The organism is Bradyrhizobium sp. JR4.1 (genome assembly GCF_040548605.1).
Taxonomy (GTDB): domain Bacteria; phylum Pseudomonadota; class Alphaproteobacteria; order Rhizobiales; family Xanthobacteraceae; genus Bradyrhizobium; species Bradyrhizobium canariense.
Genome location: NZ_JBEPRY010000009.1, coordinates 206,416 through 219,502, shown reverse-complemented (window position 1 = coordinate 219,502; position 13,087 = coordinate 206,416). Strand labels below are relative to the sequence as shown.

Annotated in this window: 13 protein-coding genes; 10 read left to right on the top strand and 3 right to left on the bottom strand. The window is 63.9% G+C overall.

The window, feature by feature from the left end; genetic code table 11:
- Positions 1–9: 9 nt before the first annotated feature.
- Together ABIB90_RS20175 and ABIB90_RS20170 are read right to left on the bottom strand one after the other, a co-directional pair.
- Positions 10–1,569, bottom strand: coding sequence for a glycine betaine ABC transporter substrate-binding protein (locus tag ABIB90_RS20175; RefSeq protein WP_354201277.1), 1,560 nt, complete (start codon positions 1,567–1,569; stop codon positions 10–12).
- A complete protein-coding gene (locus ABIB90_RS20170; RefSeq protein WP_354201276.1) occupies positions 1,566–2,348 on the bottom strand; it encodes an ATP-binding cassette domain-containing protein in 783 nt (260 codons plus the stop codon). The genes ABIB90_RS20175 and ABIB90_RS20170 overlap by 4 nt, the downstream gene beginning before the upstream one ends.
- Positions 2,349–2,490: 142 nt before the next feature.
- Here ABIB90_RS20170 and ABIB90_RS20165 point away from each other — a divergent pair, with 142 nt between their 5' ends.
- Entirely contained in the window at positions 2,491–3,309 is an 819-nt protein-coding gene (locus ABIB90_RS20165) for an ABC transporter ATP-binding protein (protein WP_354201275.1), read from the top strand.
- Entirely contained in the window at positions 3,309–4,094 is a 786-nt protein-coding gene (locus ABIB90_RS20160) for an ABC transporter permease (protein ID WP_007601005.1), read from the top strand. The genes ABIB90_RS20165 and ABIB90_RS20160 overlap by 1 nt, the downstream gene beginning before the upstream one ends.
- 44 nt (positions 4,095–4,138) lie before the next feature.
- Here ABIB90_RS20160 and ABIB90_RS20155 read toward each other — a convergent pair whose 3' ends face one another.
- The gene (locus tag ABIB90_RS20155) at positions 4,139–4,588 is read right to left on the bottom strand and encodes a cupin domain-containing protein (RefSeq protein WP_247288096.1); all 450 of its coding nucleotides are present in this window, start codon (positions 4,586–4,588) and stop codon (positions 4,139–4,141) included.
- Between the two features lie 137 nt (positions 4,589–4,725).
- Here ABIB90_RS20155 and ABIB90_RS20150 point away from each other — a divergent pair, with 137 nt between their 5' ends.
- The 8 genes from ABIB90_RS20150 (at position 4,726) to ABIB90_RS20115 (ending at position 12,240) form a co-directional block, all read left to right on the top strand.
- Positions 4,726–5,751: an ABC transporter substrate-binding protein gene (locus ABIB90_RS20150; protein WP_354170636.1), complete on the top strand. Its 1,026-nt coding sequence runs from the start codon at positions 4,726–4,728 to the stop codon at positions 5,749–5,751.
- Between the two features lie 29 nt (positions 5,752–5,780).
- Positions 5,781–6,485 carry an NUDIX hydrolase gene (locus ABIB90_RS20145; protein ID WP_354170638.1) on the top strand — a complete coding sequence of 235 codons (705 nt, stop codon included), beginning with the start codon at positions 5,781–5,783 and terminating at the stop codon, positions 6,483–6,485.
- A gap of 95 nt (positions 6,486–6,580) precedes the next feature.
- Positions 6,581–7,903 (top strand): ABC transporter substrate-binding protein, encoded by a 1,323-nt coding sequence (locus tag ABIB90_RS20140; protein WP_354170640.1) that lies wholly within the window; start codon positions 6,581–6,583, stop codon positions 7,901–7,903.
- 31 nt (positions 7,904–7,934) lie between these two features.
- Positions 7,935–8,702 (top strand): ABC transporter ATP-binding protein, encoded by a 768-nt coding sequence (locus tag ABIB90_RS20135; RefSeq protein ID WP_354170642.1) that lies wholly within the window; start codon positions 7,935–7,937, stop codon positions 8,700–8,702.
- 3 nt (positions 8,703–8,705) lie between these two features.
- On the top strand, positions 8,706–9,410 hold the full coding sequence (locus ABIB90_RS20130) for an ABC transporter ATP-binding protein (RefSeq protein ID WP_354201274.1): 705 nt from the start codon (positions 8,706–8,708) through the stop codon (positions 9,408–9,410).
- A 13-nt stretch (positions 9,411–9,423) separates the two neighbouring features.
- Positions 9,424–10,305, top strand: a complete 882-nt coding sequence (locus ABIB90_RS20125) for a branched-chain amino acid ABC transporter permease (protein ID WP_354201273.1) — start codon at positions 9,424–9,426, stop codon at positions 10,303–10,305.
- Positions 10,302–11,321: a branched-chain amino acid ABC transporter permease gene (locus ABIB90_RS20120; RefSeq protein ID WP_354170647.1), complete on the top strand. Its 1,020-nt coding sequence runs from the start codon at positions 10,302–10,304 to the stop codon at positions 11,319–11,321. The genes ABIB90_RS20125 and ABIB90_RS20120 overlap by 4 nt, the downstream gene beginning before the upstream one ends.
- Positions 11,281–12,240 (top strand): polyphosphate kinase 2 family protein, encoded by a 960-nt coding sequence (locus ABIB90_RS20115; protein ID WP_354170649.1) that lies wholly within the window; start codon positions 11,281–11,283, stop codon positions 12,238–12,240. The genes ABIB90_RS20120 and ABIB90_RS20115 overlap by 41 nt, the downstream gene beginning before the upstream one ends.
- The last annotated feature ends 847 nt before the right edge of the window (positions 12,241–13,087 follow it).

Below are 13,087 nucleotides of genomic sequence, written 5' to 3'. Positions count from 1 at the left end.
TGGCGCGGCTTACCGCCCACCCACCTTCTCCCACAGCCATTTGGCCACCGCATCCGGAGACGAATTCGCGTCATTTCCGGCGGCGCGTAAGTTGGCTTCGCGCATGGTCGCGATGTCGATCTTGCCGAGCAGCGGCTTCAGCGCAGCCTGCAGCCGCTCGTCCCCGGCGCGCTTCGGGGCCAGCAGCAGGATGGCATCGTAGGGCGGGATCGCGTGCCTGGGATCGTCGAGAGCAACGAGATCGTATTTTGCGATCAGCCCGTCGCTGGTGTAGCCCGCGATGACATCGACTTCGCCGCTGGCGACCGCCGCATACATGAAGTCTGGCTGCATCTGGCGCTGGGCGCGGAACGAGAGGCCATAGGCCTTCTGCAGCGCCGCCCATTCGGGTCGCGAGAAGAACTCATAGTCGCCGGCGATCGACAGCGTCGAAGCATGCGCGGCGAGGTCGGCGATGGTGCGGATGCCAAGCGCCTCCGCCCGCTTCTTCGGGATCACCAGCGCATAGGCATTCTCGAAACCGAGCTCACCGAGCAGGGTGATGTTCTCCTTCGCAAGTGTCGTCTGCAGCTCAACCAACAGCTCCGCGCGCGGCTTGATGTCCGTGCGGTGAAGCTGATTGGCCCAGAGCGTGCCGGAATAATCGACATAGAGATCGATATCACCGGCCTTCAATGCCTCGAAGATCACGCTCGAGCCGAGACCGGATCGTGCGACGGCGGAAAGACCGACCGCCTGCAGCCGGTCCCGCATCAACGCCGACAGCACGTACTGCTCGGCGAACGTCTTGGCGCCCACGACATAGCTTTGCGACGAGCGCCCCATCGTCGGCACCAATGTTGCGGCGACCAGTGCCGCGATCCCGGCCGCGCCAAGCGCGGTACGCACGCGGCTGCGCCGGCGCAGGCCGCTCTCGATCAGGCCGAGCAGTTGATCGACGGCGAGCGCCAGCAGGGCCGAGGCAAAGCAGCCGAACAGCACGAACACCCAGTTCTGGGTCTGGAGCCCGGCAAAGATATAATTGCCGAGGCTGGTCTGCCCGATCGGGGTCGACAGCGTCGCGGTGCCGATCACCCACACTGCGGCGGTACGGATGCCAGCCATCATCACGGGGAGGGCCAGCGGCAGTTCGACCATCACGAGCGACTGCCGTGCGGTCATTCCGACGCCTTTGGCAGCCTCGATCAGCGCGGGATCGATGCCGTTGAGGCCGGTGATGCCATTGCGCAGCACTGGCAGCATCGAATAGAGCGCCAGCGCCAGCATCGCCGGCAGGAAGCCGAAAGCGGAGAAGGAGACGCCGAACCAGGCCAGCGCCACGGAGGCCGCGAGCAGCAGCAGCGGATAGAACAGCGCGAGCAGCGCCAGCCCGGGCACCGTCTGCACGATACTGGCGAGCGCGAGCAGGACGGCGCGCGGGGTGGGGCGGTTGCGCGTCAGGATCGCCAGCGGCAGGCTGACGATCAGGCCGAGCGCAAGTGCAGCGAGACTCACCCGGACGTGGTTGCCGAGATAGTCGGGCAAATGCCCCAGCGCCTCGCCCCAGCGCGGATCGGTGAAAAGGCTCATGCCGCCCCGCTCTGTAGCAGCAGCGCGTTCAATCGCTCGACCTGGCGTCGTGGCGTCCGCAGCAGCTCCAGCACGTAGGCGTCGCTGCTTTTCGAGAGCTCCACTGGCGTGCCCTGCGCCAGCAGCTTCCCGCTGCGCATCACCGCGATGCGGTCGGCGAGGAGAATCGCTTCCGTCATGTCGTGGGTGATCATCACGGTGGTCAGGCCGAGCTTGCGGTGCAGCCCGCGAAAATCGTCGCCGAGCGCATCGCGGGTGAGAGGATCGAGCGCGCCGAAGGGCTCGTCCATCAGCACGATGCGGGGCCGTGCCGCAAGCGCGCGCGCCACACCGACACGCTGGCGCTGGCCGCCCGAGAGCGCATCCGGCAGCCGCTCGCGATGCGCGGCCCGGTCGAGTTGCACGAGCTCGAGCAACTCATCAACCCGCGTCGCGATATCCGCCGCCGGGACGCCGAGCAGTTTTGGCGTGATCCCGATATTGTCGGCGACGCTCAGATGCGGGAATAGCCCGCCGCTCTGGAAGACATAGCCGATGCGACGCCGCAGCGCGACCGGATCGACCGATTGCACGTCGTCGCCCTCGACCGTGATCGTGCCGTCATCCGCCTCGATCAGGCGGTTGGCCAGCCGCAGCAGCGTCGTCTTGCCCGACCCCGAGCCGCCCACGACGGCCACAAACTCGCCTTCGGCAACGTCGAGTGACACATCGTCCACGGCCTTGAGCGCGCCGAAGCTCTTGGTGACATGGGCATAGCCGATCATCGGCCTGGACGGCATCGGGCGGGCCTCACTGCGCTGACCCGCCCCAAGGATTGGAGGAGGGAGGGGATGACAACGCCCATGCGTAGCACGCTTGGCGGCTTGATTGAACTTGGCCGCGCGAGCGGCTAAGGCATCGGGCCAAGTTCGGAGGGAACACATGATAACGCCTACGGCAGTGGCGCTGGACGACGCCAAGGTCGCGTTCCAGCTAGGGGACGGGCGGGTCTATACGGCGGTGGAGAAGGCGCATCTGACCGTCGGAGAGGGCGAGTTCGTCGCCATCGTCGGGCCGACCGGCTGCGGGAAATCGACCCTGCTCAACGTCGCGGCCGGGCTGCTCAAGCCGGCTGCCGGGAGCGTCAAAATATTCGACCAGCCGCTCGCCGGGCTGAACCGGGATGCCGGCTATCTGTTCCAGGCCGATGCGCTGTTCCCCTGGAAGACCGCGCTCGACAATGTCGCGATCGGGCTCGAAGTCAGCGGCACGCCGCGCAGCGAGGCGCTGCCGCGGGCGCAAAAGTGGCTGACCTCGGTCGGTTTGGGCGCCTTCGCCAACCGCTATCCGCATATGCTCTCGGGCGGCCAGCGCAAGCGCGTGGCGCTGGCGCAGGTGCTGATCCGCGATCCAAAGATCCTGCTGATGGACGAGCCGTTCGGGCCGCTGGATGCACAGACCCGGCAGGTGATGGGCAACCTGCTGCTCGACCTCTGGAATGCGGACCGCAAGGCCGTGCTGTTCGTCACCCATGATCTGGAAGAGGCGATCGCGCTCGCCGACCGCGTCGTGATCATGTCGGCGGGGCCATCCTCCCGCATCATCGGCGACTGGCGCGTGAGCCTGCCGCGCCCGCGCGACATTTTTGAAGTGCGGCTGGATAAGGAGTTCCATGCGCTTCATAGCGAGATCTGGAGCGTGCTCAAGGACGAGGTCATGAAGGGCTATGCGCAGTCGACGCAAGCGGCGGAGGCGGTGTGATGTCGCGCGTCACTCTCCTTGCGCTGCAAGTCCTGGTCGCGGTGGTCTGCCTCGCGCTGTGGCAATTGCTGTCGACCGTGCCCGTGTTCGGCAAGATCCTGCTGCCGCCGTTCTTCTTTTCCAACCCGGTCGATGTCTTCGCCCAGATCGTCAAATGGTTCTCGTCCGGTGTGATCTGGAAGCATCTCGGCATCACGCTGACGGAATCGATCCTGGCCTTCGTGATCGGATCGGCCGGCGGCGTGCTGATCGGCTTCTGGTTCGCGCGCCAGCCGCTGGTCGCCGCGGTGTTCGATCCCTACGTCAAGATGGTCAACGCTCTGCCGCGGGTGGTGCTGGCGCCGATCTTCGCGCTGTGGCTTGGGCTGGGCATCTGGTCCAAGGTCGCGCTCGGCGTGACGTTGGTGTTCTTCATCGTGTTCTTCAACGTCTATCAGGGCGTCAAGGAGGTCAGCCGTACCGTGCTCGATAACGGCCGCATGCTCGGCATGAGCGAGCGGCAGCTGATGCAGCACGTCTATTGGCCCTCGGCGCTGTCGTGGATGTTCTCCTCGCTGCACACGTCGGTGGGCTTTGCCGTGGTCGGTGCGGTCGTCGGCGAATATCTTGGATCGGCGGCGGGGCTCGGCTATCTCATCCAGCAGGCTGAAGGCATCTTCGACGTCGCCGGGGTGTTCGCCGGCATGTTCGTGCTGTCGGCCTTCGTCATCCTGATCGACTTTGGGGTGACATTGGTGGAGCGGAGGCTGCTGGTCTGGCGGCCGACCGTGGACGGGCGCGGCTAGGCCGAAAGGGGCCCGCGCGTCGCGCGAGCCCGGATCGCGAAAGTTCAATCCAGCAACTTGGTGTCGTCGGGCGCCTGCGGCGGCGTCTTGATCGCGATCGCCTTGACCTGTCCGCTGATCGGTTTGGTGCCGCCATGCGGCGTCCCCTTCGGGATGATGACGAGGTCGCCCGGCTTCACCGTGACTTCCTTGTCGCCGAACCAGATCGTGCCGGTGCCCTCCAGAATGTACTGGATCTCGTTGGTGTTGGGATGCATGTGCTTGGGCACATTGCCGACCTGGATCGAGATGGTGGCGCCGTCGGCACTCGCGAACATCTTGGAACGGAAGCCGACGGCGTTGGCGTTTCCGAGCGCGTCGCCCTCCATCTCGCCGGTGTGGATGATCTGCGGAGTGATGTTTTCCGCAGCCAGCGCCGGCCGCAGCAGGTGGGTTGCGCCGCACCCGGCGGCAAAAGCGGTGGCGATCGACAGTCCGATTGCAAGGCGATTCATGGATGATCCTCCCCATCAAGAATTGTTCTTGTGGGCTCATGCTATTGCGCCGAAAGGCCGATGGCCAGCGCCTTCGGTCCTGCTTCTCAAGCCAGCCCCGCTGCTCTATGGTGCCGCCAGCCGAACGGAGGAAACCAATGAAGAACACGATAGCCAGGCTCGCGGGCGCGCTGCTCGCGCTGACGCTCACCACCGGTCTTGCCGCGGCGCAAAGCAAGGTCACCATCGCGATCGGCGGCGGCTCGTGCCTGTGCTATTTGCCGACGGTGCTGGCAAGACAGCTCGGCGAATACGACAAGGCCGGTCTCAATGTCGAGCTCGTGGACCTCAAGGGCGGCTCGGACGCGCTCAAGGCCGTGCTCGGCGGCAGCGCCGACGTGGTCTCCGGCTATTTCGACCATTGCGTCAACCTCGCGGCCAAGAAGCAGGAGCTTCAGGCGTTCGTCGTCTATGACCGCTATCCCGGTCTTGTGCTGGTGGTTTCGCCGTCGCACACGAACGAGATCAAGTCGATTAAGGATCTTGCCGGCAAGAAGGTCGGCGTCAGCGCGCCCGGCTCCTCCACTGACTTCTTCCTGAAGTATATGCTGAAGAAGAACGGGGTCGATCCCGCCAGCACCGCCGTGATCGGCGTCGGCCTCGGTGCCACAGCGGTCGTCGCCATGGAGCAGGGCCAGATCGACGCGGCCGTGATGCTCGATCCGTCCGTGACCGTGCTCCAGGGCAGCCACAAGGATCTGCGCATCCTCTCGGACACCCGCACGCAAAAGGATACGCTCGAGACGTTCGGCGGCGAATATCCGGGCGGCGCGCTGTACTCGACCGCGGCCTGGGTCGCCGGCCACGAGAAGGAGACGCAGGCGCTCACCAACGCGATCCTGGGCACGCTCGCCTGGATCCACTCGCACTCGCCCGAGGAGATCATGGCGAAGATGCCGGAGGAGACGGTGGGCAAGAACAAGGACCTCTATCTCGCGGCACTCAAGAACACGATTCCGATGTACTCCGAGACCGGCAAGATGGATCCGAAGGGCGCTGACGCCGTGCTCGCGGTGTTCAGCGTCGGATCGCCCGAGGTCGCGAGCGCCAAGATCGACGTCAGCAAGACCTTCACCAACAAGTATGTCGAGCAGGCCAAGAAGACCACGGGGAGCGCCAAATAACTGACGCGAAGTCTCGGTAACCAGGCGTCATGACGTCACCGATCATCCATCGCGTCACGACGCTTGATCTTGCCGTGCGGCCGATCGTCTGGCCGTTCGCGGAGGAGCGGCGTGACGAGATCGCGGCGCATTTCGCCGAGAAGCAGCGCGAGCGACCAAAACTCTGGAACGGTGGCGTCCTGCTCGGGCGCGATGCAATGTTCGCCGACGGCCATCTCTCTACGACCTATTTCGAGACGGATTTCGCGAGCTTCCTCGCCTGGCGCGACTGGGGCTTTCCCGACAAGGCCGTGTTCAACGGCTTTGGCATGGGCGCGCTGCTCACCTCCGACGGCGCCTTCGTCATGGGCGAGATGGCGCAGCACACCGCCAATGCAGGCCGGATCTATTTCCCGTCGGGCACGCCCGATCTCGGCGACGTCAGGGGTGACACGCTGGACATTCCCGGCAGTGTGATCCGCGAACTCGAGGAAGAGACCGGCCTGACCGCGGCCGACTATCGGATCGAGCCCGACTGGCATTGCGTCGTCACTGGCCCAACGATTGCGATGCTGCAAATTATCAACCTGGACATGCCGGGTGATGTGGCGCGTGCGCGGATCGAAGCCAATCTTGCGGCCGAGGCCGAGCCAGAGCTGTCGGCTATCCATCTCGTGCGCGGGATGAGTGATCTCACGCCGTCCATGCCGCGATTTGTCACGGCTTTTGTCGAGCAGCAGTTCGCGTCGCGCTGATGCGCGAGGCTTGACATCGCTGCGCCCAGCCCATGTGATGGGTAAAAATACAAAACCAAAAAGAATGCAATGCACAATCGTCCAGGGAGGTTCTGATGCGCGTGCGCATGGCTGCCCGTTTGGTGCGTGGGCTGTTGGTCGCGATATCAGCGACGGGCTTGGCGCTGTCCGCCCAGGCCCAGGATCAAGGCAAAGAGAAGAAGATCAAGATCGGCGTCGTTTTCGATCTGACCGGGCCTCTCGCCGGCGGCGGCTCCGAACTCGGCTATATCGGGGCAAAGATCGTTCTCGACCATTTCGCCAAGACCGGCGTCGAGGGTTACAAGATCGAAGCAGTCTATGCCGATGCGCAGAGCAAGCCCGACATCGCGATCAACGAATCCGTCCGCCTGCTCGAGCAGGAAAAGGTCGACATGGTGCTCGGCTTCTTCTCCTCGGCTCAATGCGTGCCGGTCGCCGCTCGCGTCGAGCAGCTCAAGAAGTTCATGTGGATGACGACCTGCATCTCGTCGGCCGTGTTCAACGAGAAGGGTTATAAATACGTCTTCCGCCCGCAGGCGAGCGGCGATCAATTCGGCATGATGACGATGGATTTCATCGCGCAGAACGCCAAGGCGAAGTTCGACAAGGAGCCGAAGGATCTGCGCGTCGCCATCATTCACGAAGACGGCGCTTATGGCGTCGACGTGTCCAGGGGCAACGAGGCCGGCGCGAAGAAGGCGGGCTTCAACGTCGTGATGAAGGAGGGTTATTCGGCCACCGCGCCTGACCTCTCCGCGCTGGTGACCAAGCTGAAGCGCGCCAAGCCCGACGTCATTTTCCACACCGGCTACAACCCTGATATCACGCTGTTGCTGCGTCAGGCGCGCGAGCAGGGGCTGAAGTTCGGCGCGCTGATGGGACACGGTGCGGGTTACGGCGTCTACGAGAAGCTGAAGGAAGGCATGGGCACGGATGCCACCTACATCTTCAACACCGACCCGATCTCGATCTGGCTTGCCAACCAGAAGACCATGGATCCCAAGCTCCCGCCCGTGATCAAGATGGTCGGCGAGGAGTTCGACAAGATCCGGCCCGGCGTCGCCATCCGCTCGGCGCATGTAGGCATCGGTGCGTCCAACACGTATGTGTTCATGAATGACGTGCTGCCGCGCGCAATCAAGAAATATGGCGGGGTTGATCCGGATGCGCTGCGCAAGGCTGCGCTCGATACCGATATCCCCGAGGGCGGCACCATGCTCGGCTTCGGCGTCAAGTTTTACGGCGAGGGCACGCCGATGGCCGGGCAGAACGAGCGCTCGTTCCCGGTCGTGATCCAGTACATTGACGACAAGTCCTCCGTGGTGTGGCCCAAGAGCCAGGCGCAGCGCGAGGCCGTGCTGCCGTTGCCGAAGGGCACCACCTACAGCAACCAGTAGAGCAAATAAGCGAAGCAAGGAGAGAGGGACGGTGCTGGAAGTCAGCGGGCTGGTGAAGCGGTTTGGCGGCTTCACCGCCGTCAACAATGTGTCCTTCAAGGTCGATCAGGGCGAGATCCTCGGCCTGATCGGCCCCAACGGCTCGGGCAAGAGCACGATCTTCAATATGCTCTCGGGCACGCTGGCGCCAACGTCCGGTTCGATCCTGTTCGGCGGCTCCGAGATCGCAGGCCTTCCGCCGCACCGGATCATCAACACCGGTATCGGTCGCACCTTCCAGATTCCGCGGCCATTCCGCCGCTTGACGATCTTCGAGAACGTCGCGCTCGCCGGATTCTACGGCCAGGGCCGCCACAGCCGTGCCAGGGCCGAGGAGGCGGCCGAGCGATCGCTGGCGATGGTCGGCTTGCCGACCGATCGCCATGCCAGTGTCGATGGCCTCGGCGCAGCCGGTCTGAAAAAGCTCGAACTGGCGAAAGCGCTCGCCACCGCGCCAAAACTTCTGCTGGCCGATGAGAGCCTCGGCGGCCTCGACGAGGCCGAGATGGGTCAGGCGGCCGACATGCTGCGCAACATCCGCGACGAACTCGGCATCACCATCATCTGGGTCGAGCACATCATGGGCGTGCTGATGCGCGTCGTCGATCGCGTCATGGTGCTCGATCACGGCGAGAAGATCTCGGAAGGGTTGCCGAGTGCCGTTGCCGGCGATCCCCGTGTGATCGAGGTCTATCTCGGCACCGATGCCGAGACCACGCAAGCCGCGGCCGCCGCAGCGCGCCGCCGCGCGGGAGGGTAGCCGATGCTGGAGCTCCGCGGCGTCAATGCCGGCTACGGCACCTTCCAGGCACTGTTCGACGTCGATCTCGACGTGAGGGCGGGTGAGGCCGTCGGCGTTATCGGGCCCAACGGGGCCGGCAAGACCACCCTGATGCGTGTCATCTCCGGGCTGATCCGCCCCTCGCGCGGGTCGATCAGAATGGAAGCCGTCGACGTCGTGGCCACGCCGCCACACAAGATCGTCAGCCTCGGGATCGCGCATGTGCCGGAGAACCGGCGGCTGTTTCCGCAGCTGTCGGTCGATGACAATCTCAAGATGGGAGCGTTCATGAAGGAGGCGCGCAGCCGTTATGCCGAGCGGCTGGACGTGGTGTTCGACCTGTTTCCGCGCCTGAAGGAGCGTCGCCACCAGATGGCCGGCACCATGTCCGGCGGCGAGCAGCAGATGTGCGCGATCGGCCGGGCGCTGATGTCGAATCCAAAGCTGCTGCTGCTCGACGAGCCGTCGGCGGGGCTCGCGCCGGTCGTGGTGCAGCAGGTGTTCGAGCTGGTGAAGCGGATCCGCGCCAGCGGGCTGACCGTGCTGATCGTCGAGCAGAATGTGCAGCAGGTGCTGCGGGTGGTCGATCGTGCCTATCTGATCGAGGCGGGCACGATCAGGTCCTCGGGCACCTCGGCCGAGATGCTGGCGAGCGACACGGTCAAGGAAGCGTATCTCGGGGTGTGAGGTTCATGCGGGCATGCAAGCATTTCTGGACATTTTCGACATCTACCTGCTGGAGGCCGTGATCAACGGCATCCTGCTCGGCGGCGTGCTGGCGCTGCTTGCGCTCGGGCTCAATTTGATTTTCGGCGTCATCGACGTGACCTGGATCTGCTACGCAGAGCTGGTGATGATCGGCATGTACGCCATGTACTTCCTGGTGCAGTATTACGGCATCAGCTATTTCCTCGCCGCGCCGCTCACTATCCTGCTGGTCGCGTTGCTCGGCGCGGCGCTGCATTACCTCGTGATCGCGCCGCTGCTCATGGCGCCGCCGATCAACCAGTTGCTCGCGACCGGCGGGGTGCTGTTCGTGCTGCAGAGCTTTGCCACCGTCGCCTTCGGCATCGACTTCCGTAACCTCGGCATCCGCCTGCCGGTGCTCGCTTTCGGCGACATGAATTTCAGCTACGCACGACTTCTGTCCTTCCTGGCTGCGCTGGTCGGCATGGTCGCGGTCTATCTGTTCATGACGCGGACTTTCACCGGCACCGCGATCCGGGCGATCTCGCAGGACCGGCAGATCATGGCGCTGATGGGCGTCGATACCAAGCGCATCTATCTCATCACCTCGGCAATCGGCGGGGGGCTGGCCGGGCTCGCCGCCTGCCTGTTGGTTCTGCAATATGACGTGCATCCCTTCGTCGGCCTGTCGTTCGGGCCGATCACCTTCCTGATCTGCGTGCTCGGGGGCTTGGGCAATTTCATCGGCGGCTTCATCGCCGCCTTCGTGTTCGCCGAGATCATCTCGCTCGGCGGCCTGTTCTCCGATCTCGAATGGGGCTACGTGCTCGCCTTCGCCTTCTTCATCGTCATGATGTTCATCCGGCCCGCGGGCCTGCTTGCGAGGCGCCGATGATGGGGCGGGGACGGCTTGCGGCTTGGGGTATCGGATTGGCGGCGCTGGTCGCGCTGCCTTTCGTCTATCGCGATCCCTATCATCTGCACATCATGGTGCTGATCCTGATCTGGTCGTTCGCCTATACGTCATGGTCGATGATGGGGCGGTTCGGCCTGGTCTCGCTCGGCCATGGCGGGTTCATGGGCATCGGCGCCTATGTCACGGCGCTGCTCTGGAATCACCTGGGATGGTCGCCCTGGATCGGCATTCCCGTCAGCATGGCCGCGGCCGGCGCCCTGGCGCTGATCGTCGGCTATCCCTGTTTTCGCTTTCGCATCACCGGGCACTATTTCGTGCTGGTGACGCTCGCGCTCTCCGGCATCGTGCTCCAGGTCATCACGGCGACGCGCGATTACACCGGCGGGTCGCTCGGCTACACGCCGAACCGGGCCGCCGGCAACAAGCTCTGGTCGCTGCAATTCGACGACAAGATCACCTGGTACCTGATCGCGCTCGGGGTCTGGCTGTTCGGCATCGTGGTCTGGCACTGGGTCGACCGCAGCATGGCCCGCTATGCGCTGGAGGCGATTTCGGAGGACGAGGACGCCGCGGCCGCCGCCGGCGTCGACGTGACCGCGGAGAAGCTGAAGATCACGCTGCTCAGCGCGCTGATGACGGCCTTGGCCGGCGCGCTCTACTGCCAGTACCAGATGTTCATCACGCCAGACACCGTCAGCGGCATCGCGGTGTCGCTCCAGATGGTGTTCGCGGCCATCGTCGGCGGCCTGTTCGTCTCGCTCGGCCCGACCTTCGGCGCTATCATCACGATTATGCTGGCCGAGACCCTGCGCATCGGCTTCGGCACCAAGGCGGTCGGCTGGGACAATCTCGTCTACGGCGTGCTGCTGGTGCTTTTCATCATATTCCTTCCGAAGGGCATCCTTGGTAGCTTGCTCGATCGATTGAAGCCGCAACGCAAGGTGCCCCGCGCTCATGAGCAAGAAGCCGTCCAAATCGCTCGCCCAGGAACTTGACCGCTACATCACGCCATTCCGCTACGACGGTTCGGGCAAGTTTCATCTCAAGGACCACAAGACCGACGAGAAGGGCGATCTCGACAAGGAGAAGGCGCAGGAGCTTCTCGACGCCAACAAGAAGCGGCTGATCGCGTTTCAGGAGAAGCTCTACGCCCAGGACCGCTGGTCGGTGCTGATCGTGTTCCAGGCGATGGACGCCGGCGGCAAGGATTCTGCGATCAAGGCGATCTTCGAGGGCATCAATCCGCAGGGCTGCGCAGTCAGTGCCTTCAAGGCGCCGAGCAGCAGAGAGCTCGACCACGACTTCCTCTGGCGCCACGCGGTCGCGCTGCCGGAGCGCGGCCATATCGGCATCTTCAACCGCTCCCATTACGAGGAATGCCTGGTGACGCGGGTGCACCCGGAGATACTCGCCAAGGAGAAGCTGCCGCCAAAGCTCGTCACCAAGAGCATCTGGAAGGAGCGGTTCGAGGACATCTCTGCGTGGGAGCGCTATCTCTGTCGCAACGGCACCGTGGTGCTGAAATTCTTCCTCAACCTGTCCAAGGACGAGCAGCGCGAGCGCTTCCTCGACCGGCTGGAGGAGCCGGCCAAGCAATGGAAGTTCTCGATGGACGACATCAAGGAGCGCGCGCTGTGGCCGCGCTACCAGGCGGTCTATCAGGACATCGTCCGGCACACGGCAACGCCGCATGCGCCGTGGTATGTCGTGCCGGCCGATCACAAATGGTTCGCCCGCGTCGTGATCGGGTCGGCCATCGTCGCGGCGCTCGAAAAGCTCGATCTGCGCTTCCCCCGCGCCGACAAGGCCTCGCTGGGCGAATTCGAGGAGGTGCGCAAGGCGCTGGAGAAGGAGGAGAACGAGGAGAAGGCGGGCAAGAAACAAAAAACGCGAAAACAACCCCATGCACAGTAGCGGGGGACAGCGAAATCAATGACTTGAAGGCCAGCGCGAGCGCCTGCGGATTTAACGAAATCGTTGACACGTCGGGCAAAACAGGAGCATGATGTCATCATCCCCAAACCCTCAGTACCCGCGCGCCATCCCGTAGCAGACGCGCTCCACATTGGCGGGAAGGGCGGTTCTTGCAATCCGCCGACTTCTCGTATTTCGCTGCAGCGAATCCCTCGCAGGTGAGATGGAACGCGCCCTCAAATGTGATTTGCGCACCATTGATCTTGCTTGACAGTCTTGCGTCACGGGAGGACCATCCCAATGGTCGCAAACAAGCGACGCGCAACGTCCACATCAAGAGCAAGGGGAGGTCTATGACACCACCTCCGCAGAACCAGCCGCGTTAAGTGCGATGGAGCTCGTTCGGACTATCGCATAGCGGCAGAAACGCGAACGGCACGCCGGGCCAAGGTCTAGTGGGCTGCATCAGTGTGGCATGGCCCCTACCTGCCCGGCGCTGTATTCTGCATCACATCGATTGCATCACAGCGATCATGTCGGATGGCCGTGACGAGGCCGCCGCGCTTTTGACATCCTGCTTCTCTCCTCCTCCTCATCGCGTCATTCCGGGGCGACTCCCGGAATGACGCAGGGCGATCGCATATCAGGGCGATCGCACATGACGTCTCAGCGGCGCCTGAGCGAGCGCCTCGTCCTTCGAGACGACCGCTTCGCGGCCTCCTCAGGATGAGGCTCAGCTGCATCCATTTGCGTTGAAATGCTGCCGCATACGCATCCCCTCATCCTGAGGGCCCGCCGCAGGCGGGCGTCTCGAAGGATGGCCGCAGCCGAGCTTCCAGCCGCGTGC